This window comes from Gilliamella apis, assembly GCF_002142155.1.
Taxonomy (GTDB): domain Bacteria; phylum Pseudomonadota; class Gammaproteobacteria; order Enterobacterales; family Orbaceae; genus Gilliamella; species Gilliamella apis.
This window is the reverse complement of the sequence record NZ_NASD01000002.1, coordinates 106,096-131,467: the sequence shown is the minus strand read 5'-3', so window position 1 is coordinate 131,467 and position 25,372 is coordinate 106,096. Positions and strand designations below refer to the sequence as shown.

Here is a 25,372-nt window from a genome sequence, read left to right as displayed (position 1 = left end):
TTTTTAAATAATATAGGTATCTTTTATGAACGAAAAAAAAGAGAATAAAATTACATGGTTAGTAAGATTCTCATATGGTAGTGGTAATTTAATAGGTAGTGGAGCATTAGCGATTAGCGGTGCTTGGTTGCTCTATTTTTATACCACTTTTTGTGGATTAAGTGTGGTACAAGCTGCACTAATTTTTTCAATTGCCACTTATCTTGATGTCATTCTCAATCCATTGATGGGCTTTATTACTGATAATTTTTATCAAACTAAAATAGGTCAACGATTTGGACGACGTCGATTCTTTATTTTGATTGGCATCCCTCTAATGGTTATTTACCCTATGCTATGGATCGATGGTATGGGATTTTGGTATTACCTCATAACGTATATTTTATTTGAGATTATTTATACCAGCATTATGATTCCATTTAATACATTACCGGTAGAAATGACCTCTAACTTTTCGGAGCGCACTTATTTAACTGGTTCAAAAGCGATGTTTGGTAAAGTAGCGAACTTCTTAGGGGCGGCAATTCCCGGTGTATTTTTTTATTTTTATAGTAAAGAATCAGCAACCCCATTTTTATTAACCGGAATTACCTATGCAACTATTATGATGTTAGCGTTAATTTTGCTGTATTGTAATAGCTGGGAAAAACCTAAAGATGAGGTAAAAGACGAGTCAGTTCATAGCTTTTTTGAGGCTATCAAAAAGCTGTTTATTGATATTCTATCCACCTTCCGTATTAAAACATTTAGAACACATTTAGGCATGTATTTATTTGGTTTTGGTGCTGAATGGTTATTTACAGCGGTATTTACCTATTTCATTGTTTTTAGTCTCGGTGAACCACGTTCATTTGTTGCTTCAATGAATTCATTAAGTAGTATTTGCCAGTTAGTTTCCACTGCTTTTTTTATGATGTATTGTGCCAAAAAAGGCTTTAAAAAACCTTTTATTATCGCTCTATTAATTGTTGTCTCATCAATGATAGGTTATGTCGGTATCTATTACTTTAATCTACCGCATATTACTTGGCTTGTAGTGGGTATTACCATTTGGTTTGGTTTAGGAACTGGCGGTGTTTACTATATTCCTTGGAGTGTATATGTGTTCCTTGCGGATGTAGATGAAGTGGTAACCAATCGTCGTCGTGAAGGAGTATATGCAGGTGCAATGACGATGGCCGGTAAATTAGTTCGAGCTTCAATTGTTTTTGTACTTGGTGTGATATTAAGTGCTTATGGATTTGAATCGAAATCACATATTCAACCACAAAGTGCGATTGATGCAATTAATGGCATTATTTTATATGGTGTTATTGGCATGGCTTTAATTGGTGCATTCTTTGCATGGCGAATGAAACTTGATCATGCTACTCATTCTATCATTATTAATGAAGTTGCCCGTATCCGACAAGGAGGCAAAATGGAAGATGTTAGCCCTGAAACTCGCAAAGTGGTTGAGGAATTATCTGGCATCAATTATGAAAAATGTTTTGGTAATAATAATATTGGCTTCAAACAAAAAACGACTAAAACGAAATAAATTCTTAATCAGGATCAGCTGTACTGATCCTAAAGTTTAAAGTAACAAAGCAAATATTTAAGCCACATTAAAAGGGTTATATTTGCCAAAATATATAGGATAAACTTATGACGACTATATCTGTAAAAGATTTTGGCGCTATTGGTGATGGCAAATCAATAAATACTCAATCTTTTGCCAAAGCAATTGGGCATATTGAACAATTAGGTGGTGGAACGCTAATTGTTCCTGTTGGTACCTATTTTACTGGAGCAATTAAGCTGTGTAGTAACCTAACATTGGTTATTGAACAAGGAGCAACTTTACTCTTCTCTGATGATGCTAAGGATTATCCAGTGGTTAATTCTCGTTGGGAAGGGGTTAAGCAAGATGTGTATATGCCTTGTATTTACGGACATAATATCAAAAATGTGGTTATCACCGGAAATGGTAAGATCGATGGTAATGGACAAAAATGGTGGCATACATTCCGTCATGAACGAAGCAATCTTAAATACCCACGACCTTATTTAATTGGTTTTGATTTCTGTGAACGAGTGACTATTGAAAAAGTCTTTCTAACCCAATCACCGAGTTGGACCGTTCATCCAATGGAATCGAATAATATTGTTGTCGATAATATTTCGATTCTCAACCCAGCTGATTCACCCAATACCGATGGTATTAACCCTGAATCTTGTCGTAATGTAAGAATTTCCAATTGTTATATTGATGTTGGCGATGATTGTATTGCGATAAAGGCTGGCACTGAAGAAACAGCAGAAAAAAGTCCATGTGAAAACATTTTGATTACTAATTGTAATATGATTCATGGTCATGGTGCGGTGGTTCTTGGCAGTGAAATGAGTGGCTGTATTCGTAATGTTACGATTACTAATTGTGTATTCCAAAAAACCGATCGCGGAGTCAGGTTTAAAACTCGACGAGGTCGAGGTGGAACAATTTCTGATATCACATTTAGTAATATCGTCATGGACGAAGTTCTCTCTGCGTTTGTGATGAACTATTACTATTATTGTGGTCCAAAAGGGAATGAGCCTATTGTTTGGAATAAAGAGCCGATGCCAATAAATGAAGCAACTCCAGCTTGCCATAACATCAGTTTTTCAAACATTATTGCTAAAAATGTACGTGCTTATGCCGGTTTTTTATATGGCATCCCTGAATCGCCAATTTCGAATATCTCTTTTGATAATATTCGGGTTTCAATGCAATTAAATGCACAAGCTGGTGAAGTCGATATGTTTAAAGATGTAAAACCAGAAGCAGGTAAAGGATTCTTTATTGAGAATGCGCAAAGTGTTTTGTTTAATAACGTTATTATTGATAATGTAGTCAGTGAGCCACTATGTGTTAAAAATAGTCAAGATGTTTATGTTAATCAATCTTTTGTTAAGCAAGATGGTAAATTAATTAGCTTAAAGGCTTAACCATGATATTTGAAATAACCGCTAGTTTATTATTAGCGGTTATTTTTTTATTTATTGGCTAATTGCATTTTTAGCTATTTTTTAAAGTCTTAAATCGACACATTTGACTCTTTTAATTAAATTGTAATTTTTATTCATCTCTTAATAATGTTAAATAACATACTGTTTATTAAAGCTATTTTTATTTGTTGCCAATTAACCCGTTTACTAAAAATAAAATTACTTTGAAGTTGATCACATTTATCTAATAAAGCCGTTAAAGCTAAATTTTTAGCTATTCATACTCAAATTAGTGCTTAACTCTTTATAGGATAAATTATGACAAGTGCATTTTATAAAAAACCAACTTATTGGTTTGCTTCATTTTATAGCATTATGTATTACGCAGCTGGTAGTTTTGTTTTTTCTTTTTATGCAATATGGCTTAGTAAAGAGATTGGTTTAACTGCAAAGCAAACCGGTATCATCTATTCATTTAACTATTTAATTTCATTGATCATCATGATCATTTATGGTGTTTATCAAGACAAACTTGTGCTTAAAAAACACCTTATTTGGTTTCAAAGTATCATTATAACTTGTGCTGCACCGGCGTTAATTTATGTTTATGAACCACTGTTGCGACATAATTTTTATGCTGGTGTTATTTTTGGTAGTTTCTTTCTTGGCTTTGGTTGGATTGCTGGTATGGGGTTAATCGACTCATACTGTGAAAAAATAAGCCGAGCATTTGATTTTGAATTTGGCCAATGTCGTACATGGGGATGTATTGCTTACGCAGCTGGTACGTTTGTCGCTGGTATTTTAATTAGTATTAATCCTCATCTTAATTTTTGGGCTGCCTCAGTTGTAGGTATCTGTTTTATGATACTCAATCTTAATTTCAAGCCTGATTTAAGCAAATCATCCTCGGTAGTATTTCAAAAGAAAGAAAAGTTAAGTTTTAACGAAATTGTTTCAGTATTTGCATTGAAAAAGTTCTGGATATTTGTTGTTTATGTTCTCGGAACTTATAGCTTGTACAACATTTATGACCAACAATTATTCCCGGTTTATTTCACTCAGCAATTTGAAGATGTGAATGATGGTTATCGCTTATACGGTATTTTAAATTCATTTCAGGTCTTTTTAGAAGCTGCAGTTATGTTTTGTGTGCCATTTGTGGTTAACAAAGTAGGGGCAAAAAATGCGTTAATCTTTGCTGCTTTTATTTCCGCTACGCGAATCTTCTTAACTGGGCATGTCGAAAGCATTGCTATTATTTCAGTAATAAAATTGATGCACTGCTTAGAAATCTCAACCATTTTAGTGTCAGTGTTTAAATATATTGATAATAATTTTAACGCTCGTCTCTCTGCTACCGTATTTTTAATTGGTTATCAAGTTGCTGGTTCTGTCGGTGTGATCTTGTTCTCTACCTTCGTTGGTAATTTCTATGATACTCATGGTTCAGCAACCACTTTTAATAACTTAGGTTTAGTGGTTTTAGCCTTTATGATTTTTGCAGTGTTCTTCTTAAGCCGTGATAAAAAATCAGATAGTCCTAAGCTTGAAGACAACATTAAATCATAAAACAGATTTTAGTAATTTAATAAATAGTATTTGATAAAAAATATTGAGGATACAAAATGAATATATTTAATTCAGTAACACAGTTTAACTTTGAACAAACCAGAACAATTTCTCCAGAAAATATGACTGGCGAAAAAGGTAAATCGTGCATGAAAGCGAGTGCTTTAGGACCAAGTCGAAAAGGACAAGGCTATATTTCAATTGCAGCGGGTGAAAGAGTGACTATCGCTGAAATTACTGGTCCTGCTGAGATCCGTCATATGTGGTTTACTTTAACTGATAGAACGCATCGAGGTAGTTTTGTATTGCGTGATGTGGTTATTCGTATCTATTGGGATGATGAAACAGTTCCTTCAGTAGAAAGTCCAATTGGTGACTTTTTCTGTAATGGTTTTGGTGCTAGATGTGATATAAATTCAATGCCAATTGTGGTTAATCCAACCGGTGGTTTTAATAGTTATTTTAGAATGCCATTTAATAAAAAAGCGCGAATTGAGATTCATAATGAACATGAAGCTGATTTACAGCATTTCTTTTTTACCATTAATTATGCGTTAATGCCAAAACCGTTTGAAAATCCACTTTATTTCCATGCACAATGGCGTCGTCAACGTGTAACTAATTATGCACAAGATTATGTTATATTAGATAATGTTCAAGGTTACGGTTATTATGTCGGTACCTACTTAGCCCTTACGGCATTAGAGCGTTATTGGTGGGGTGAAGGTGAATTTAAATTCTATCTTGATGATGATAGTGAATATCCAACCCAACATTCAACTGGTTCAGAAGATTACTTTGGTGGTGCATGGGCATTTCATAATCGAGATAGCCAAGGACGTCCAAAAGCAAAATGTTTCCAAACGATGTTTATGGGTTACCCTTATCAAACAAACCGTGATGCGACGCGTGACTTTTTCCAAACGGGTGATTCCAATCCTGTACATGGCTTTGGTGACGATGGTTTACCAATGCATGGTTTATACCGTTGGCATCTACCAGATCCAATAGCATTCCACAAAAATATCAAACTGGCGTTTCAACAAATTGGTAATGATGATATCAGATTGTATGAACGTTGTGATGATATTGCCAGTGTTGCTTATTGGTATCAAAGTCCATCGGTGAATAACAATCCGGTATTCCCAAATAAACAACAACGCACCCCACGTTAATATTAAGGTGATTAGTATATGGCGAGTAATAAACTGAAAATTAATGATATTGCTCGTTTGGCTGGCGTGTCGGCAACGACCGTCAGTCATATATTTAATAAACGAGATAAAAAATATCGCATTTCTCCGCAAACTAGACAAAGAGTTTTATCTATTGCAGAAAAATACCGCGATCAATCACATATTCATCAATATTTAGTTAAAGCTAACAGTACCAATACTATTGGTGTTATTGTCCCTGATATGTCAAATTCTTTTTTTTCAATGTTTTTGCATCATTTAGAAGCTTGCTTTCGGCAAAAGAATATTCAATTATTGATCACTTGTAGTCATTATAATAAAGAAGTTGAACTTAAAGTTGCGCAAAATTTGGTTGAACGTAAAGTTGATGCAATGATAGTGGTAACTTCATTAGATAGTGACCAATTTTATGTCGATATTAATCAAAATACACCAGTATTACTTTTTGACCGTTATCTAAAAGATACGACATTACCTTTTATTACTAGTGAAGCATTGCAATCTGTAGCTGATTTAATCAAACCTTATGCCGAAAAGTTAGATGAATTTTATTTTATTGGCTGTGATATTCAGTTAACGTCAATTCAAGCTAGACTTAAGGGATTTAAGCAAGGTTTAGAAAGTGTTGGATTAAAAGTTGATAGAGATTGGCTGGTGAGTGATGATTATTGTCCAAATAAAGGTTACCAATTGTTGAAAAATGTTCATCAAAAATTGGGTAGGGTACCAAAAGCTATTTTTACGCCATCAGGTAATTTACTGCAAGAGGTATTGAGTTATTTGGTCGAAGCTAAAATTGATCCAAAGCAGATCTATTTATGTTCTTATGATTACAATAGTTATCTTGATTATTGTTACTATCCAATAGATGCAATTGAGCAGGATTTTGAGAAGATGGCGCTGACTTGTGTGAATGTCATTGATGATTTATTAAATTTTAAAGAATTAAAACATCAGGCATTTTTTATTCAGCCAAAAATTATACGCCATCGTTAATTTAAGATTTGCTGCTGTTGTAAGTAAGATTAGCGATTGGCATTTTTCATTATGCGAGCTTTGTCAACTTGCCACTGTCTTTCTTTTATATCGGTGCGTTTATCGTACTCTTTTTTACCTTTTGCGACACCAATTTTTACCTTTGCCCAAGCATTTTTCCAATATAAGGATAATGCCACAACGGTATAACCTTGGCGGTTAATTTGGCCAAATAGCGAGTTTAATTCACGTTCATTAAGTAATAATTTTCGAGTACGCATAGGTTCACATACGACATGTGTAGACGCAACATTTAATGGTGTTATTGTTGCACCAAATAACCATGCTTCACCATTTTTTAGTAACACATAACTGTCACTAATATTTGCTTTACCTGCTCGCAGGGACTTTACTTCCCAACCTTGTAGGGATAAACCTGCTTCAATTTCCTCTTCAATAAAGTACTCATGGCGTGCACGTTTATTTAATGCAATAGTTGCCGAACCCGGCTTATGTGATTTTTTCTTAGTCATAATGTGCGTTATTATAGAGTTACATGATACTATATGCCACTAATTTTAACTTTTAATTTTATTATTATGGCACATGTTTTTCATGAGGTGATCGAGCCTTATTCAACCGAACAAATGTTTGCATTGGTTAACGATATAGCTAAATACCCCGAATTTGTCCCTGATTGTATCGCAACTGGGATTATTAGCAAACAAGATAACATTCTAACTGCTTTTATTGAAGTTGAAAAATTAGGCTTTAAAAAATCATTTACTACCATAAATAAGATTAATGAACCTAATTCAATTGATATGGCATTGTTAGATGGTCCATTTAAACATTTAAAAGGACGATGGCAATTTACTCAACTGGATAACCAAAACAGTAAAATTAGCTTTAGTTTAGATTTTGAATTTAATAATAAATTAATGGGCGCTGTTTTTTCTCCTATTTTTAAAGAAGTGATGACCAATATGGTTAAAGCATTTTCGCAAAGAGCAAGGCAGATATATTAAAATGATAAATATTCAAGTTGTATATGCGCTACCTAATCAGCCGACTATTATTGATTGTTCAGTTGATGAACAAACGAATGTCTTGCAAGCAATTGCAAAATCCAATATCTTATCATTATGCAATATCCAATTAGATGGTCATTTTGTCGGTATTTATGGCAAACGCTGTGAGCTTACTGAACAAGTAAAAGATGGTGATCGTATTGAAATATATCGAGCTTTAATCAATGATCCGAAAGAGATTCGACGAAAGAAAGCGGCATTGAAAAAGAAATAAATAGAATGAAGGGAACTGAATGCATAACTTGCTGATTGAAAAAGTTGAAACTTTATGCAAAAAACGAGGTATTAAGCTGACCACTCAGCGTAAAACCGTTTTAAATATTATGCTTAAAGCCAATAGAGCAATGAGCGCATATGATCTTTTAGATCTTTTAAAAGTCAGTGAACCACAAGCTAAACCACCAACAATTTATCGTGCTCTGGAATTTTTACTTGAACAAGGTTTTATTCATAAGGTGGAGTCAACTAACTGTTATATTATTTGTCCGCATTTTCATGACCCGCAACATATATCCATTTTATTTATTTGTGATAATTGTCATCAGATTATCGAAAAGCACTCTGAAAATATTGAAAGTCAATTGAAGTTATTAGCAACACAAAGTGAATTTTTAATAAAACATAGTGTGCTTGAAATTCATGGAATTTGTCATTCATGTCAACCTTAATTATTTTATTATGGTTAGTTAATATTGTTTGTGACACAGTAGGGCAAGTTGCTTTTAAATATGCCGCAGTGACCTCTAATGATAAAGATGGCCGTTATTGGCAGAAATTATTCGGTAATATATGGCTGTGGTTAGGATTTGGTTCTTATTTCATTGGTTTTGTGTTTTGGTTAGCATTTTTAAGTGAGGTTCCACTATCACAAGGGATCTTATTAGGCTCTTTTAATATGATCACCGTGATGCTTGCTGGGCGCATCTTATTTAAAGAACATCTAACCCCCTTTCGATTACTAGGGATATTTTTTATAACTACCGGCGTGATATTAGTAGGATTAACTTAATGAAAAAGTTTTATATCATCGGTTTTGTCTTGTTGCTCTTTTTTGATACTTTTGGGCAAACTTTTTTTAAACTTACGGCTATTTCAGCCTTGCCTTTTGAAGCAAATATGAGTTGGTTGTTAAGAATTTTTAGTCATGGGTGGGCATATTTAGTTATGGTTGGATATGCTGGAGCATTTATCACTTGGATGGTATTGTTAAAAAAAGCGCCAGTTGGCCCAGCTTTTGCTGCATCGCATTTGCAACTTGTTACTGTGATGTTTGTATCGGTTGTTGCATTTAATGAACAAATTACGCTTACGCGCCTACTAGGGGCATTGTCTATTATTGTTGGGATTGTTTTTCTTGCTTTGGCTGAGCAGAGGTTACATCGTAAATCAGTAGAATAAATAGTATTAAGATAATCACTTTTTTAATAGGAATCAATATAGTTAATTTGCATTGATTCCTAATAGTAATATAGAAAAGGTTTTATTCTATTTTATTAGCTACGATCTCGTTCCATTACAACTAAGTAAGCTTCTCGTCGCCAGAATAAAAACAAACGGCGCATATCTTTTTGCATTGTTATAACACGCCAACCTTGTTGTGCATTATCATTTAAAAAAGCACCAAATTTTTCAGGATTTGCATTAGCTGCACCTAAGAGCATTGAAGACAAAGCGCCTTCTTGATAAATTACTACTTTATATTCTTTCATTGTTTTTATACCTTCTTAAAATAAACAAGATAATCTCTAATAATTGTCAAAATTAAGAGAAAATCGCGTTAATAATACGCATATTGGGGATATTAATCCAGTGGCAGGGAAATGAATGATTGAATTTTAATCAATTTTGGTCGAAGTATAGCAAATTAAATCACAATGAAATTTTTGGTGAGACCTTAGCTAAGAATAGCTGACAAGCCAAATTCTTAACTAATATTAGTGATAAATTAAATTTGCTTATCTAAATTTTTAAGCATTTCAATAATTAGTCTATTAGCATCAGGAAATTCATCTGCATTCAGATCTTCTTGATCAATCCAACGGCTTGGTTGCCCTTCTTTCGCAAAAGGGACGCCATCCCATTCTTCTACTAAGTAGGCATGAATTGTGATATCGCGATCATCATAACTGTGTTCAAAGGTTTTTAAAAATTGAGCCTGATGAATGTGGATATCGACTTCTTCGGCTATTTCGCGTTCTAATGTTTGATAAGGTGTTTCACCAGTTTCGATTTTTCCGCCAGGGAACTCCCAAAAACCAGCAAGATGAGAATCTTCACCGCGTTGGGTGATAAAAATTTGACAATCTTGTGAACGAATTATACCTACAGCAATTTCAGTATGTTTTTTCATGGTCCTGTCTGTTTATGATTAAAGTTAGGGAAAGACTATGCTTTCCCTTTTGATTTTTAAGTAACAAAATTCGTTGATTTAAACATCAATATTGTTTAATCATACTAAATTTTTGGCTTAATTAACAGCTCCATGACAATGTTTATATTTTTTTCCAGATCCACATGGACAAGGATCATTACGTCCTACTTTAGCTTGCGTGCGGACAATCGGTTGTGATGAATTTGATGCTTGCCCATCATTCTCACCATCAATACCGGTCACTGATTCATGGTTAGCCTGTTGTTTCGCCATTAATCTTTCAATTTCAGCTTGACGTTGACGTTCAGCTTCATCAACTTCTTCTTGTGAACGAATTTGTACGCGGCTTAAAATACCAATTACATCATATTTCAAAGATTCTAACATATTGGCAAACATATTGAATGATTCACGTTTGTATTCCTGTTTAGGATCTTTTTGTGCATATCCTCGTAAATGAATGCCTTGACGTAAATAATCCATAGCAGATAAATGCTCTTTCCATAACGTATCAAGTGTTTGTAACATAACGCTTTTTTCGAATTGTCTGAAGGCGTCAGCGCCAGCTGCAGTTTCTTTTTCAAGATATTTATCTTGTGCAAGTTGTAAGATGCGTTCACGTAAATTTTCTTCATGAAGATTTTGCTCTTCATCAAGCCATTTAGCGATAGGTAAATCTAAATCGAAATCATTTTTTAAGGCTGCTTCTAATCCAGCAACATCCCACATTTCTTCAATCGATTGTGGTGGAATATATTGATCAATAACCGTCGAAAATACATCCCCACGTATTGAATCAATTGTCTCTTTGATATCTACGTTATCTAATAAATCATTGCGTTGGCTATAAATAGCTTTACGTTGATCATTGGCAACATCATCATATTCAAGTAATTGTTTACGAATATCAAAGTTGCGACTTTCAACTTTTTTCTGAGCATTAGCGATAGCTTTAGTAATCCATGGATGTTCAATTGCTTCACCTTCTTTCATACCAAATTTACGCATCATATTACCGACACGATCTGATGCGAAGATACGCATTAGTGGGTCTTCTAATGATAGATAAAAGCGAGAAGCGCCTGGATCCCCTTGACGACCAGCACGACCACGTAATTGATTATCAATTCGGCGTGATTCATGACGTTCTGTACCAAGAATATATAATCCACCTAGTTCAATAACTTCTTCATGTTTCGCTTGCCATGCTTGTTTCGCTTTTTCGATATCTGCTTCAGTAGGATTTTCTAATTTTGCAACTTCACTTTGCCAGTTACCACCAAGCATAATATCTGTACCACGACCAGCCATATTCGTTGCGATTGTTACGGCCCCTTTACTACCTGCGTCAGCAATAATTTCGGCTTCTTGCGCATGGAATTTGGCGTTAAGAACATTATGTTTGATGCCTGCTTTTTTAAAGGCATGTGAGACAAGCTCTGATTTCTCGATAGATGCAGTACCGACTAATACCGGTTGTCCTCGTTTAACACAAGCTTGTACATCAGCCACGATAGCATCGATCTTTTCTTTTTCGGTCATATAGACAAGATCAGGCTGATCTTTTCTTACCATAGGTCGGTTGGTAGGAATTACAATAGTATCCAAACCATAAATTTGGTTAAATTCGAAAGCTTCAGTATCAGCAGTACCTGTCATACCAGCTAATTTTTCATAGAGACGGAAATAATTTTGGAAAGTGATAGAGGCTAATGTTTGATTCTCATTTTGAATTTTAACATGCTCTTTAGCTTCAACCGCTTGGTGTAAACCGTCAGACCAACGACGACCATCCATTGTACGGCCTGTATGTTCATCAACAATAACGATTTCATTGTCTCTAACAATATAATCAACATCACGATGGAATAAGTGATGGGCACGAAGCGCTGCATTAACATGGTGCATTAGTACAATATTACTAGGTGCGTAAAGTGATTCATCACCTTTCATAATGCCTTGTTTTATTAGTAATTCTTCAACCTTAATTAAACCTCGTTCGGTTAAGTTAACCTGACGAGATTTTTCATCAATTGAGAAGTCTCCATCACCTTGGAACTGATCCGAATCTTCTTTTTCTTGACGGATTAAATGTGGAATGATTTTATCGATACTAACATATCTATCTGAGCTGTCTTCTGCTTGACCAGAAATAATTAGTGGTGTTCTTGCTTCATCAATTAAAATTGAATCGACCTCATCCACTAAAGCATAATGAAGTGGGCGTTGTACTCGGGCCTCTTTACTAAAGACCATATTGTCACGCAAATAGTCAAACCCATATTCGTTGTTAGTACCATAAGTGATGTCGGCATTGTAAGCTTCACGTTTTATATGTGGTGGCATATTAGGTAAATTGATTCCCACCGTTAATCCTAAAAATTCGAATAAAGGGCGATTATTTTCAGCATCACGCTGTGCTAAATAATCATTAACTGTGACAACATGTACGCCTTTACCGGTTAACGCATTTAAATAAGCAGGCAACGTTGCGGTTAATGTTTTACCTTCACCGGTACGCATTTCAGCTATACAACGTTCATTTAGAACCATACCACCAATTAATTGCACATCAAAATGACGCATACCAAATACACGCTTACTTGCTTCACGGACTACGGCAAAAGCTTCTTCTAATATATCGTCTAATTTTGTACCGTCGGCAATTTTTTGTTTAAATTCGTTAGTTTTTGCCTTAAGTTCATCATCGCTTAATGCTTCCATTGCTGGTTCAAGGGCATTGATGGTTTCAACACGCTTACGCATAGATTTTAATACGCGTTCATTACGGCTACCGAATACTTTAGTTAATAATTTTAATAACATAACTTTTCTCTTATTGTTTTTTATAATGGGAGATATAAGGATTAAACCTTATTGAATAAATTAATTAATTTGATTATGTAAAATCTATTAAGCGGTAGCGTTTGGACCGGCTCTTATTCCATTATAGGGAGATAATCGAATAACAGTATTTGGACTAACTTCGTCATAATTTCGTACGATAATTTGCTTATCGTAATGCTGTTTTGGTGACAAAGATAAGATTTGCGAGGCTTTTTTAGTTGGAATTTGCTGATCTTGAACTATTTCGGTAATCGCAATAATACCAACTTGAGTAGTAACTGATTGAACTGGTAAAGCATTTTGTTGGTAAAAACCGAACCCAGTAGCAATTACACCTAATAATAAGTGCGATAATGCGGTTTTAATAATAAGGCGTTTACTTATATGTTGCCAGTAATTAATCATAGTCATAACCGCAGTATCTTAGCATTTTTTGCCAAAATGAAAAACTATTATTGATTAATAAACTGTCTGAATATTCGAATTTTTATGGTAATAGTAATTAAAAATACCCACCATGTTTTATAGTGGGTATATAGTTAACTAATCCTTAACCATTAATTGTCCCATCATACCGAGTGTTTCATGTTCAACAATATGGCAATGATACATGCGTAATCCTGGCATATTTTGTTGAATTTTTATGGTGATTTTTTCGTGAGGACGTAAATTGATGGTATCTTTTAATGCAATATATTCTGGTGGATATTTTTTACCATCAAATTCATGCGATACAACCGTGAATTGTGTACCATGAATATGGAAATTATGATCCATATGTGAATTATTAAATATTGTCCATTCCTCAACATCATGGATTTTGCTTTCTAGATCAATTCGTTTCATATCATGGCGTTTGCCATTAATTAAAAACAGCATGCCACCTCTTGGTTCGTTCTTGTCCATGACCTCTGTATATTCAAGCGTTTTATACGCTTTTGCTTCACCAATTTTAGGTAGAGTTCGTAATGGCGAAGGTAAAACAATCGAATTTGCTTGTTGTAACTCTAATTCAGCAAGTATTATATCTTGTTCTGGTGGTACATTTCCCATCTTACCGCGATCATAACCAATTGATTGTAAGTAAACCGTACCGGTTTGTTTGGGTAAAATTACCAATTCTGCGCGTTCGGCAGGTGATAATAATAGTGGCTTTTCAAGGGAAATTGGTTCAGGCATTAATCCACCATCACTACCCACTAAAAAGACATCACAACCTGGAATTGAAAGGTTAAGATAACGTCCAGAACAGGCATTCCAAACACGAACACGTGTTGCAGTATTAACTTTCATTTTTGGACGATAACCACCATTAATTAATACAAATTGTCCTTCTCGACCATTCATCCAATCAGTCATTGAGTTATCGGCAATTTCTCCTTTGTCTGTCAGTTTCAGATCTGAGAAAAACCAATTTAGTTCCGGTAAAGATTCTAAAGGGTCTTTTTTACTACGAACTATAAATACTCCCGCTAATCCTCTAGCGACTTGTTCAGCAACGGTGTTATGACCATGAGGATGATACCAATAGGTACCTGCACTGCCTTCGGGAATGGCAAATTCGTAAATACGTTCACTGCCTGCAGGTATTTCATCTTGTGGATTACCATCTTGATTTGATGGCACAAGTAAACCATGCCAGTGCACCGTTGTTGATTGTGACAGTCTATTTTTTACTGTCAATTTGACTTTATCACCTTCATAAACTTCAATAAGTGGCCCAGGTATTGAATCATTGTAAGCCCAAAATTCTGTAGTGATATCAGGCGTTAATACAATTTTTACAGGTTTGGCTTCAATAGTAGCTTCAAATATACCTGATTGATGACTACTATTTTTTAACAGCTGGAATTTGGGTAAATCATGACCTTTTGGTAGTGCTGAAGTAGATAATAGTTTTTGTGGTTGTTTGTTGTTCATATTCATATTCATATGATCGTGCATGTTGTCCCCCTTATCACAATTATCAGATTTAACATCACAAACCATGTCAGACATTGATGAATGATCCAATTTGGCAATGGCTTTAGTCGCAATTAAACCACCAACGGCAGCGGTAATATTCATTATAAAATTTCGGCGTTTCATAGTATTCCTATAATCATTTATTTAGTTAAATAATAACTAGTAGTTAGCTCTCCCAACTCGTCTAGTCGTTCAGCAAGCTAACGTGTTATTGATTTCCAGTATTTATTACTAATATTTAACAGAGCGTAAATTAGCTAATTTTTGGTGGTTTTAACTCAGGAATAAATTCTTTATATTCAGGAATAAAATTTGTTGGTAGATATTGTTCACGGTAAATCGGATAATCAATATTAACGCTATAATTAGCAATAGCCATGCCACAAGCAAAACAATGATTAACTGATTCACTAATAAAAGGTTTTGTTGATTTAGAAGTCGGCAAATCAATTACTGGAGAGTGATGATTTGCGTTCACCCTTAAAGATTGTAAGCTAGGTGAATGATGAACAGTACAAGGTTTGGACATAATGAGTGGAACATGCCAAATAGAATAAAAAAACAAAAAGATTGTCGATATAATTAAAATATTCACTTTCTTTTTGTTTATGGCTAATGACATTGTTTATCACGCAATTAATCTAGCAAACCTTGTATTTATTTTACTAGAGAAAACACTAAATTTATACTATTTTGACAAGTGGAAGTTTTATTCAACTTCAATTGCTAATAATCGCCAATCATTCAATCTGTAACATCAACAATAATTGATATATTAATGGTTATTTAGTACAAGATAATCATAAAAATATATAAGCTAAATATAATTGGTTCTGGTATCATATTCGCATAAAAAACATTATGAATAATAGCGATATGAAAATTCTTTTTGGAGTACAAGGAACAGGAAATGGCCATATCAGTCGTTGTCGAACATTAGCCAAAGCTTTAAAAAAGGCTGGAGCGGATGTTGACTATATTTTAAGTGGTCGTGATCCTAAAGATTATTTTGATATGCAAGCTTTTGGCAACTACCGAACATTTGCTGGTCTTTCATTTGCTACGCTTAATGGCAAAATCAATTTTCGTAAAACTATCCAAAGAATTCGGGCTTTTAGATTAATTAAAGATGTTCGTGATTTAGATTTATCTGCATATGACTGTATTATTAGTGATTTTGAACCAGTTAGTGCTTGGGCTGCACATCATCAAAATCGAGAATGTTTAGGTATCAGTAATCAGTCTGTTTGCCAATATCTCAAGCCTAAAGAATATGGCACGATAGCAAATGTGATTATGAAATACTATGCTCCAGTTACACAACCTATTGGTTTACATTGGTTCCATTTTGGTCATAAATTGGTTCCGCCAATGATTGATTCATTTGCTACACCACCAACTGAAGATGGTAAAATTGTCGTTTATTTGCCTTTTGAAGATTTAACTGAAATTACTGGATTATTAAGTCAATTTTCGCAATATCAATTTAGTTGTTTTCACCCTGAGATAAAACAATCTTCTGCGCATGGTAATATTTTATTGCAACCGCTAAGTCGAGATAATTTTACTCAAGCTCTATTAAGTTGTTCTGGTATTATTTCAAATACTGGATTTGCTCTAATTTCAGAAGCATTATCTTTGGGTAAAAAGATTTTAACTAAACCAGTAGCAGGTCAATTTGAGCAAGTTTACAATGCCCAATGTTTGCAGTCTTTAGACATGGCAACCGTTATGGAACATTTAAATAATATGAAGTTGAAATACTGGCTTGGTCTACCGTCACCTAAAGCTATTATTTATCCTGATGTGGCGACTGAATTAGCGAATTGGATTGTTTCAGGTCAAAAAGAGACATTACTTTCTTTAAGCCAAAGACTGTGGTCGCAGACTAAATTTCCGAGTAATGTAAGTGAATGCATCAAATCTTTAGGTTATGTATAAAGGAACTACAATGATATTAAGTATAATTGTTGCAATGGCGGATAATCGTGTAATTGGTATGAACAATCAAATGCCATGGCACATGCCTGCAGATTTAGCGTGGTTTAAAAAAAATACATTAAATAAACCGGTGATTATGGGGCGTAAAACGTTTGAATCTATTGGTCGACCATTGCCTAATCGCCACAATATTGTCATCAGTCGACAGGCTGAGAGTAATACGTCAATTAATCCAAATGTTAGTTGGGTTAAATCGATTGATGAGACAATATCAATTATTAATCAACAACAAGTAGAAGAAGCCTTTATTATAGGCGGTGGTAATATTTACCAACAGGTATTACCTTTAGTTAATCGACTTTATTTAACTCATATTGATGCCAAATTGACGGGCGATACTTATTTTCCTGATTATTCACAAACATCATGGCAACAAATTTATTCAGAAAATCATAAAGCGGATGATAAAAATTGTTATGATTACCAATTTGAGATTTTACAGCGAAGTTAATCAATAGATAAGGTTGCCACTCACATACTAGCGGCAACCGAATTATTATGCTTGTAAGCGTTTTGCTTCCAGCACGTCAGAAAGTTGTTTAATTTTATTCATAACTCTTTCAAGAGAGTCCTGATCAAAAATTTGCATATCCATATCAATCGTTGCAATTTGTTGTTTCATATCTATGCGACTCGAAACACCTAAGACATTTACTTTTTCATTAGCTAAAATTGTTGTTATGTCTCGCAATAAACCACTTCTATCACTAGCTATGATGCGAATGACCATCGTATAACTTGCGTTATGATTACCACTCCATACCGCACTGGTGATTCGTTCTGGAGCATGATTTTTTAGCTCTTGCAACTGTTCACAGTCTGAACGATGGATTGAAATACCTCGTCCTTGGGTAACAAAACCGACAATTGGATCACCGGGGATAGGGCGACAACAATTAGCAATGGTGTAGAGTAAATTATCTACACCTTCAATAATAATTTCACCACCTTTTATCGATGATATTTTATTGGTATTTTTGGCTTGAGAGGTTGATTTTTGGGTGATCTGTTTAAGAACAGCTTCATCTTCCTCTTCAGCTGTTGGCTTATTAAATTGGGCATTAATAAAATTAACCAGTTGGTTAATTCTAACATCTCCACTACCTATCCCAGCTAATACTTCGTCAAACGAATGGGCGTTATATTTACTAATCAGAATCTTTTCGACACTTTTTAGGCTAATATTTAACGGTTCTAATTCATTTTCTAAAATTTGTTGACCAGCAGCTATATTTTTATCTCGATCTTGTTTTTTAAACCAAGCTTGTATTTTTGCTCGTGCACGGCTGCTATTTACAAATCCAGTATTTGGATTTAGCCAATCGCGGCTTGGATTAGGTTGTTTTTGGGTGATAATTTCAACTTGATCGCCCGTTTTTAATATATAGGTAAACGGTACTATGCGACCCGCAACTTTAGCGCCGATACAACGGTGACCAACATCACTATGAATGTGATAAGCAAAATCTAACGGTGTTGAACCGGCAGGCAAGTCAACAACATCACCTTTTGGTGTAAATACATAAACGCGATCATCAAAAATTTGACTACGCACAGTTTCCTGAATTTCACCACTTTCTGACATCTCTTGTTGCCAAGTTAATAATTTACGTAGCCAAGAAATGCGCTGATCGTAGGCAGTCATTTTATCTGTACTACCTTCTTTGTATTTCCAATGCGCTGCTACACCTAATTCAGCATCATTGTGCATTTGTTCGGTACGTATTTGAATTTCAATAGTTTTATCATTTGGACCATAAACCACGGTATGAATTGATTGATATCCATTGGGTTTTGGATTGGCAACATAGTCATCAAATTCTTTTGCAATATGTTTATAATGGCTATGTACGATGCCTAAGGCATTATAGCAGTCTTCGATTCGATCACAGATGATGCGTACCGCTCGAATATCATATAAATCTTCAAATTGTAGATGTTTACGTTCCATTTTTCGCCATATGCTATAGATATGTTTAGGGCGACCGTAAACTTCGGCACGAATATGATCTTTATTCATCATATCCTGTAAATTTTTAACAAATTGATTGATATATGATTCGCGATCTAGACGTTTTTCATGTAATTTATGGGCAATAAAACGATATTGGTCAGGATGTAAATAACGGAAACAGAAATCTTCAAGCTCCCATTTTAATTGACCAATACCGAGTCGATTCGCTAAGGGGGCATAGATATTAAAACACTCTTTAGCAGCTAGTACTTGATCTTCTTTGGGTGCATGCATCAAATTTCGTAAATAAGTAATACGCTCAGCTAGTTTAATGACTACACTACGGAAATCATTAACCATCGCAAGTAACATACGGCGAATACTATCAATTTGTTCGTTTGTTGCATGACCATTACGGATAGCACGGAGTTGCCTAATGTCTTTCATTTTGACAACACTAGAGAGAATATGAATAATTTCACGGTCAAAATTTTCAGGTAGATCTTCACGGCAGATAATTTTAGTATCAAAGAAAGGTAGTAAAAGGGCGGTTGCTAAACTATTAATATCCATATTTAAGGTTGATAAAATTTCAACCATTTCAATTGCATTTTGGAAGCAATTGACTTGCTCTGGTGCACCAGCGCTATGCTCAAAACAAAAATCCCAAATATCTTTAAACTTTTGATAAGATTCAATATTGGTTAATAACAGTTCTTGTTTTGCCCATTGTTCAACATCAAACTGTGCGAGAGTATAATGCTCGTCATTTTGTTGATGGGCGCCTCTAATTGATACCATAATTATTATCCTGATTTAGTTAACATCAACATTGATTCAATGTGCTTAGTTTGTGGAAACATATCCAAAATAGCAACTTTTGCAATGTTGTATCCTTCCTCAATAAATAGCTTGCAGTCCCTAGCTAATGTAGCAGGATTGCATGAAATATAAACTATTTTTGTAGGCGATATCTTAACAATTTCTGCTGTAGCATTATAAGCACCGGCTCTAGCAGGATCTAATAATACTTTATCAAATTTTGACTGATTCCATATTGAAAATTGCTGTTTATCTTCTAAATTACAGGTGAAAAACTGGGTTTTAGCTACAATTTTATCTTTATTTAGTTTAGCATTGATCTTGGCTTTTTCCACCAGAGCATCAACACCTTCAATACCTGTTACTGATTGGCTGTTTATTGCCATAGGTAACGAGAAATTACCCATACCACAAAATAGGTCGAGTATTTTATCATCTGAAGTTATATCTAACCACTCTAAAGCCTTATCAATCATCTTTTGATTAATTTGACTATTAACTTGTATAAAATCAAGTGGACTGAAAGTTAATTTTAGATGATTAATCAGATAATAATGTTCAGTGGTGCCACTGATATGGATCAGTTCATGACCATGAAAATAGAGTGAAATATTGTGAGCTTCAGCGAATTGTTTTAATAAAATGCTATCTTGCTCTGTGAGTGGCATGGTGTGTCTTAACACAAGGATAATGCCACTATCGACGGCAATTAATTCAATATGTCCAAGCGATTTTTTTTGTTTAATTTGTCTTAAACAAGATTGTAATGGCATTAATAATTTATCTAATTGTTCAACTAATACCGGACAGTGTTCTATATTTATAATTTGGTTTGATTCTGCCTGCCTAAAGCCGATAAATAATTCACCTTTAACAAAATTAATTGATAATCTAGCTCTCCTACGATAATGATATGGTTGGTCGGCAATGATATTAGGTGAATTGTCTTTATAGTTCAACTCCGCCCCAGCTTCTTTCTGCAATAGTTTGATTAAGGCTTCATATTTAGTTTGTTGCTGTAAATTTGATGAAATATGTTGTAATTCACAGCCACCGCATTTTGTATAGTACTTACATTGTGGTTTAACTCGCTGTTGGCTGTGATTGTGGTATTTTATAACTTTTGCTTTGGCATAATTTTTTTTATCATCAGTTAATTGGATATCAACTGTTTCATCGGGTAAAGCTGATTTTACAAAAATTGTTTTACCTTTATGATTTGCCACGCCTTGACCGAACGCATCTAAATTAGTGACAGTAACTGTCAATTTTTGTGGAGTAAACTTCTTTTTTGTGGGGGTGTAAAAATTAACCATATTAATAAATTGAAATTATGTTAGCCGTTTTAGTAACTCTGTTTTGACATGTAAAGGTACTAAATTAGAGATGTCTCCACCATGGAAAGTAACATCTTTAACAATAGTCGATGAAATAAATCCCATTGCAATAGATGGCATTAAAAAGATAGTATCTAAATCAGGTTTTAATGCTCGATTCATTTCAGCTAATTGTCTTTCGTATTCAAAATCGTGAGTTGTTCTCACTCCTCTGACTATCACTGTCGCTGCATGTTTTTGGGCGAAGTCAGCCATAAGATTATCAAAGCCAATCACTTCCACATTCAATAAGTGTTCAACCGATGTTGAGGCTAAGTTTACTCGTTCTTCTAAAGTAAACAGCGTTTTTTTATTTGGATTTTGCGCTATAGCTACAATTAAACGGGGAAACAATTGCGATGCACGGGTAATTAGGTCGATATGACCATTAGTAATTGGATCAAATGTTCCCGGAAAAATCGCTGTGAGCGCTTTGCTTTTCATCTATCTTATTATCCATTAGTGAATAGGGGAATATCATACCTAATTTTAACCTAGATTGTTAGGTTAACTATGTAAAATCTTCGATTTTATAGCGATGATGAGGATGATAAATGGAATTAAAAATATCCATTTATGTCTCTTATTGGTTATTTTCCTATTATTTGCCAAACATTAATTAATCAGGATAGCCTTGAGGATTGCTAGATTGCCAATTCCATGAATCTTTGACCATATCATCAAGGGTTAATTTAGTTTTCCAGCCCAATTGTTGTTCTGCTTTCTTTGTATCTGCCCAAAATGCAGCTAAATCACCAGCACGTCTTGGTGCAAAATGCCAATTAAGTGGTTTTCCAGAAGCTTTTTCAAAGGCTTTTATCACTTGTAGGACACTGAAACCAACTCCTGAACCTAAATTATATATATGTACTCCAGCTTTATTTTGATCGGCTTTGAGTGCTGCAATATGACCATCAGCTAAATCGACGACATGGATAAAGTCACGAACACATGTTCCATCAGCTGTTGGATAATCATCACCAAACACAGATAGTGAATCTCGTTTGCCAATCGCAACTTGAGTAATATATGGCATTAAATTATTAGGGATACCAAGTGGATCTTCCCCCATTAAACTACTAGGGTGAGCACCAACTGGATTAAAATAACGCAATAAGGTAAGAGACCAATCAGGTTCAGCAACAGCTAAATCCATTATACATTGTTCAACCATCAGCTTACTTTTACCATATGGACTAGTCGGTAATCCTTGTGATAAGGTTTCGACATAAGGAACGGGAGCTAATTCACCATAAACAGTAGCTGATGAGCTAAACACTAATTGTTTAACTCCAGCCTCACGCATTGCTTTCATTAAAATAATAGTACCATAGACATTATTTTCATAGTATTCGAGAGGTTTATATACTGATTCACCTACGGCTTTTAAGCCAGCGAAATGAATAACAGCTTTGATGTCATGTTCGTTAAAGATTTTTGCTAGTAACTTAGCATCACAAACATCGCCATGATAGAAATCAACTGATTGTCCAGTAATAGTTTGTATTCTTTCTAAAACCGAAGCTTTACTATTGAATAAATTATCAATCACGACCGGAGTATAACCAGAAAGAATTAATTGGACACAAGTATGACTTCCAATGTATCCACAACCACCAGTTACTAATATTTTCATCTTAATATCTTAATTTATGCTAATTACGTTTATTGGGTTTAGATTAATTATCTGATTTATTAATTATATTTGTTTTAAATAAAGTTTTAAACTCTTGACCTGATAATGTCAACGAAGCATTCTGCGCAAAGCACAACCTAATTTAGCCTAGCCTAGCACTAAATAAGTCCGTTCAAAACTAATATTAACAAAATACTCATCTATAGTTAGTTGAATTAAACATGATAGACAGTTGTTTTGCAATAAAAATTTTTAACAGATATAAAGTTGTCGATAATTGTACACGAAAATGAATTATGATGAATTTTACTATAGGATTTCTTTGGATAACATGACAAAGTAGGGGCAGTTATTCTCATTGAGGCAATAGCTTTAGTAAGTAATAATGTACATTTATTATTTATTAGCATAAAACTAACTGAAGAAAAAACTAATAGTGATACTAAAAGTAATATTTAATTTTAGTAATATGCTAATAGAAAAATAAAAATTTACTTAAATACAATGGTAATCATTCAAACTAGATACTTTTTTCAATCATAATTTATAATAGATATTGATCTAAATAACTGTTTGTCTAATTGAAACAAAATAAAAATATATTCCAATTTACTTTATGAAATTAGTTTAAATGTATTAGTAATATAAAAGAGATGTTTAGATTGTCTAATTGTTTAAATTTAAACTTTTATAGACAATCTAATTTATTTATTTTTTAAATTCTTTTAGGCGGGTTTCAAACTCTTGCCACTGATAAAAACCATCACTATTTGCTACTGCATTTTTTAGTTGAAGTTGGTAATGCTGTGGTGGATTATTAATATCAAGTGGTTGGGCGGTGTAAAGTTGTTCAAAACTTTGATAAACGTATTCAGCTTTAAACAAGTATTCTTCCGATGCCTTATTACGATAGCGTTGTAATATAACCATGCCACCAATTGGTGTATTTTCACATTGGTTAGGAAGTTGATATTCGGCAAAATCCAAAGCACCAAGTAGCGCAGCAATGGTACTATCATGGCCGACGAGTAAATTTACCTTGTTGTTCTTTCGGTGTAACAGATCATCTATCATATTAATTAATAACGCACTATTTTTTCGAGCTATAGATCTGGAATGAAAAACTAAATTAATATAGTGGTTACGAATTTGTATAAGTTGTTGCCATTGTTCGTGGCTGGTTATTTTTCCCCATGCAATTTGTTCTTTAGGAAAAGCTGAATAGTACTGTAATAAGAAAGCATCAACCGCACAAATGCCAATTGCTAGAGGCCCTAATAATTCTGGTTCTTCATCTTTTACAAAGTGAAGATCATAAGGAATATCAGCAAAATCACATTGATATTCAGCATATAATTGTGAACTTTTATAGTCCAAAATATCCGATAGCATCGCATAAGCTGGCGCTAAATTTTTGAAAATTGATTCAGCTTTATCTGCATCATCAATATCTTTTAATAATGCTTGTTTAGATTCTGGTGAATCATCTTGTACACTTGGATCAAATATAGGGTCCATTTTTTCAATGGTATATTTGTGGTTAACCGGGATATCATAACCCGCAAAAGCCCCTGTAACTAAGAATTGCGCGGTGGCAACTGTTCTTTGAAGACTATTAGCATAAACATATATATCAGGATTTTCCGGTGTAAGGCTAATGTTTTGTTGTTCAAGCCATTGCGATAGATAATGTCCAAAATAAGATTCTAAAACACCTCCTCTGGTAGTTAAATAACCATAAGCATGATCCCAACTTGGCCATTTTAATGGGCTAGCTTTTTCTAAAAACTCTATGGTGTTTGCTAATGGAGTGCGTATTCCATGACGACTTAGTATTACAACTTTATCTAATTGGTATTGATCTTTTTTCATTTAGTTATCCATCCTTGTTTATGCAAATAATTTAAAACGAAATCTCGTTGCCCTTTGCTAATTGTTTCTGCAATTTTATCACTCCAACCATTGGTTTTTTGATTAGTCAGTCGATGCTCATAGTATTGACGCATCTGAGTATCATATTGAGCTAATAATTGGTGATTGATTGGTTGATAGTGATTTTCAAAAAAAACTAATTCTTTCGGTAATCTTGGTTTTAGATCTGGATTTTGGTCAGGATAACCGATACAAAGTCCAAATAAAGGAAGAACATATTTAGGTAGCGCAAGTAATTCGGTCACTTTAGCAATATTATTGCGTAAACCGCCAATGTACACCGTACCTAAACCTAATGATTGTGCTGCAATAACCGCGTTTTGAGCCATAAGTGTGGTATCAATACAACCCACTAGAAGTTGCTCGGCTTTTTCAAGTGGAATAGTAGCATCAATTTGAAAATGGCGGTTAAAATCGGCACAAAATACCCAAAACTCTGGCGCTTGAACGATATAACTCTGATCGCCTGAATAATGAGCTAATTCTGATCTTTTCTCACTATCAGTGATTCTAATGATGGTTGCGCATTGTAAAAAGTTTGAACTTGGAGCCGATTGTGCTGCTTGAATAATTTCATTAATCTGTTCACTTGTTAATGGTGTTGATTTATAAGTTCGAATTGAACGACGCTGGCAAATTAAATCAATTGTCTTATTTGGCATAA

The 25,372-nt window shown here is 34.2% G+C and carries 25 protein-coding genes; 12 read left to right on the top strand and 13 right to left on the bottom strand.

The window, feature by feature from the left end; translation table 11 throughout:
- Positions 1–25: 25 nt before the first annotated feature.
- The 5 genes from B6C84_RS01895 (at position 26) to B6C84_RS01875 (ending at position 6,734) form a co-directional block, all read left to right on the top strand.
- A complete protein-coding gene (locus B6C84_RS01895) occupies positions 26–1,540 on the top strand; it encodes an MFS transporter (protein WP_065613894.1) in 1,515 nt (504 codons plus the stop codon).
- 107 nt (positions 1,541–1,647) lie between these two features.
- Positions 1,648–2,970 carry a glycoside hydrolase family 28 protein gene (locus B6C84_RS01890; RefSeq protein WP_086353821.1) on the top strand — a complete coding sequence of 441 codons (1,323 nt, stop codon included), beginning with the start codon at positions 1,648–1,650 and terminating at the stop codon, positions 2,968–2,970.
- Positions 2,971–3,288: 318 nt separating this feature from the next.
- Positions 3,289–4,542 carry an oligosaccharide MFS transporter gene (locus tag B6C84_RS01885; RefSeq protein WP_217332098.1) on the top strand — a complete coding sequence of 418 codons (1,254 nt, stop codon included), beginning with the start codon at positions 3,289–3,291 and terminating at the stop codon, positions 4,540–4,542.
- Positions 4,543–4,598: 56 nt separating this feature from the next.
- Positions 4,599–5,717 carry a glycoside hydrolase family 172 protein gene (locus tag B6C84_RS01880; protein ID WP_086353823.1) on the top strand — a complete coding sequence of 373 codons (1,119 nt, stop codon included), beginning with the start codon at positions 4,599–4,601 and terminating at the stop codon, positions 5,715–5,717.
- Positions 5,718–5,735: 18 nt separating this feature from the next.
- Positions 5,736–6,734 (top strand): substrate-binding domain-containing protein, encoded by a 999-nt coding sequence (locus tag B6C84_RS01875; protein ID WP_086353824.1) that lies wholly within the window; start codon positions 5,736–5,738, stop codon positions 6,732–6,734.
- A gap of 29 nt (positions 6,735–6,763) precedes the next feature.
- On the opposite strand, the gene smpB is transcribed toward B6C84_RS01875, so the two are convergent.
- Complete coding sequence (gene smpB / locus B6C84_RS01870; protein WP_065577589.1) at positions 6,764–7,246, bottom strand: SsrA-binding protein SmpB; 483 nt, start codon at positions 7,244–7,246, stop codon at positions 6,764–6,766.
- A 33-nt stretch (positions 7,247–7,279) separates the two neighbouring features.
- Between smpB and B6C84_RS01865 the strand changes: the two genes are divergently transcribed.
- From B6C84_RS01865 to B6C84_RS01845, 5 genes are read left to right on the top strand one after another with little or no spacing between them, the layout of a single operon-like run.
- The gene (locus B6C84_RS01865; RefSeq protein WP_081298773.1) at positions 7,280–7,741 is read left to right on the top strand and encodes a type II toxin-antitoxin system RatA family toxin; all 462 of its coding nucleotides are present in this window, start codon (positions 7,280–7,282) and stop codon (positions 7,739–7,741) included.
- 1 nt (position 7,742) lies between these two features.
- The gene (locus tag B6C84_RS01860) at positions 7,743–8,018 is read left to right on the top strand and encodes an RnfH family protein (RefSeq protein ID WP_086353825.1); all 276 of its coding nucleotides are present in this window, start codon (positions 7,743–7,745) and stop codon (positions 8,016–8,018) included.
- Between the two features lie 19 nt (positions 8,019–8,037).
- Positions 8,038–8,472: a zinc uptake transcriptional repressor Zur gene (zur, locus tag B6C84_RS01855; protein WP_065577587.1), complete on the top strand. Its 435-nt coding sequence runs from the start codon at positions 8,038–8,040 to the stop codon at positions 8,470–8,472.
- Positions 8,460–8,813: an EamA family transporter gene (locus B6C84_RS01850; RefSeq protein ID WP_086353826.1), complete on the top strand. Its 354-nt coding sequence runs from the start codon at positions 8,460–8,462 to the stop codon at positions 8,811–8,813. The genes zur and B6C84_RS01850 overlap by 13 nt, the downstream gene beginning before the upstream one ends.
- The gene (locus tag B6C84_RS01845) at positions 8,813–9,202 is read left to right on the top strand and encodes a DMT family transporter (RefSeq protein WP_065651495.1); all 390 of its coding nucleotides are present in this window, start codon (positions 8,813–8,815) and stop codon (positions 9,200–9,202) included. The genes B6C84_RS01850 and B6C84_RS01845 overlap by 1 nt, the downstream gene beginning before the upstream one ends.
- Before the next feature lie 95 nt (positions 9,203–9,297).
- Here B6C84_RS01845 and B6C84_RS01840 read toward each other — a convergent pair whose 3' ends face one another.
- From B6C84_RS01840 to B6C84_RS01815, 6 genes are all read right to left on the bottom strand, one after another.
- Positions 9,298–9,513 carry a DUF4177 domain-containing protein gene (locus tag B6C84_RS01840; RefSeq protein ID WP_065651494.1) on the bottom strand — a complete coding sequence of 72 codons (216 nt, stop codon included), beginning with the start codon at positions 9,511–9,513 and terminating at the stop codon, positions 9,298–9,300.
- 236 nt (positions 9,514–9,749) lie between these two features.
- The gene (gene mutT / locus B6C84_RS01835) at positions 9,750–10,154 is read right to left on the bottom strand and encodes an 8-oxo-dGTP diphosphatase MutT (RefSeq protein ID WP_065651493.1); all 405 of its coding nucleotides are present in this window, start codon (positions 10,152–10,154) and stop codon (positions 9,750–9,752) included.
- 117 nt (positions 10,155–10,271) lie between these two features.
- A complete protein-coding gene (secA, locus tag B6C84_RS01830) occupies positions 10,272–13,001 on the bottom strand; it encodes a preprotein translocase subunit SecA (protein WP_086353827.1) in 2,730 nt (909 codons plus the stop codon).
- A gap of 87 nt (positions 13,002–13,088) precedes the next feature.
- Positions 13,089–13,427, bottom strand: coding sequence for a hypothetical protein (locus tag B6C84_RS01825; protein WP_065651491.1), 339 nt, complete (start codon positions 13,425–13,427; stop codon positions 13,089–13,091).
- A gap of 138 nt (positions 13,428–13,565) precedes the next feature.
- Positions 13,566–15,110: a multicopper oxidase family protein gene (locus B6C84_RS01820; protein ID WP_086353828.1), complete on the bottom strand. Its 1,545-nt coding sequence runs from the start codon at positions 15,108–15,110 to the stop codon at positions 13,566–13,568.
- A gap of 130 nt (positions 15,111–15,240) precedes the next feature.
- Positions 15,241–15,609, bottom strand: coding sequence for a hypothetical protein (locus tag B6C84_RS01815; protein WP_065613913.1), 369 nt, complete (start codon positions 15,607–15,609; stop codon positions 15,241–15,243).
- A 254-nt stretch (positions 15,610–15,863) separates the two neighbouring features.
- Between B6C84_RS01815 and B6C84_RS01810 the strand changes: the two genes are divergently transcribed.
- Positions 15,864–16,928 carry an MJ1255/VC2487 family glycosyltransferase gene (locus tag B6C84_RS01810; RefSeq protein WP_165754924.1) on the top strand — a complete coding sequence of 355 codons (1,065 nt, stop codon included), beginning with the start codon at positions 15,864–15,866 and terminating at the stop codon, positions 16,926–16,928.
- Positions 16,929–16,938: 10 nt separating this feature from the next.
- Complete coding sequence (gene folA, locus B6C84_RS01805; protein ID WP_086320777.1) at positions 16,939–17,439, top strand: type 3 dihydrofolate reductase; 501 nt, start codon at positions 16,939–16,941, stop codon at positions 17,437–17,439.
- A 45-nt stretch (positions 17,440–17,484) separates the two neighbouring features.
- Here folA and relA read toward each other — a convergent pair whose 3' ends face one another.
- From relA to nfsA, 6 genes are all read right to left on the bottom strand, one after another.
- The gene (relA, locus tag B6C84_RS01800; protein ID WP_086320776.1) at positions 17,485–19,743 is read right to left on the bottom strand and encodes a GTP diphosphokinase; all 2,259 of its coding nucleotides are present in this window, start codon (positions 19,741–19,743) and stop codon (positions 17,485–17,487) included.
- Positions 19,744–19,748: 5 nt separating this feature from the next.
- The gene (gene rlmD, locus B6C84_RS01795) at positions 19,749–21,080 is read right to left on the bottom strand and encodes a 23S rRNA (uracil(1939)-C(5))-methyltransferase RlmD (RefSeq protein ID WP_086320775.1); all 1,332 of its coding nucleotides are present in this window, start codon (positions 21,078–21,080) and stop codon (positions 19,749–19,751) included.
- 15 nt (positions 21,081–21,095) lie between these two features.
- Positions 21,096–21,584 carry a pantetheine-phosphate adenylyltransferase gene (gene coaD / locus B6C84_RS01790; RefSeq protein WP_034902026.1) on the bottom strand — a complete coding sequence of 163 codons (489 nt, stop codon included), beginning with the start codon at positions 21,582–21,584 and terminating at the stop codon, positions 21,096–21,098.
- Positions 21,585–21,759: 175 nt separating this feature from the next.
- Positions 21,760–22,776: a UDP-glucose 4-epimerase GalE gene (galE, locus tag B6C84_RS01785; RefSeq protein ID WP_086320774.1), complete on the bottom strand. Its 1,017-nt coding sequence runs from the start codon at positions 22,774–22,776 to the stop codon at positions 21,760–21,762.
- Positions 22,777–23,484: 708 nt separating this feature from the next.
- The gene (agp, locus tag B6C84_RS01780; RefSeq protein WP_086319762.1) at positions 23,485–24,648 is read right to left on the bottom strand and encodes a bifunctional glucose-1-phosphatase/inositol phosphatase; all 1,164 of its coding nucleotides are present in this window, start codon (positions 24,646–24,648) and stop codon (positions 23,485–23,487) included.
- Positions 24,645–25,370: an oxygen-insensitive NADPH nitroreductase gene (gene nfsA, locus B6C84_RS01775; RefSeq protein ID WP_086319761.1), complete on the bottom strand. Its 726-nt coding sequence runs from the start codon at positions 25,368–25,370 to the stop codon at positions 24,645–24,647. The genes agp and nfsA overlap by 4 nt, the downstream gene beginning before the upstream one ends.
- Positions 25,371–25,372 lie beyond the last annotated feature (2 nt).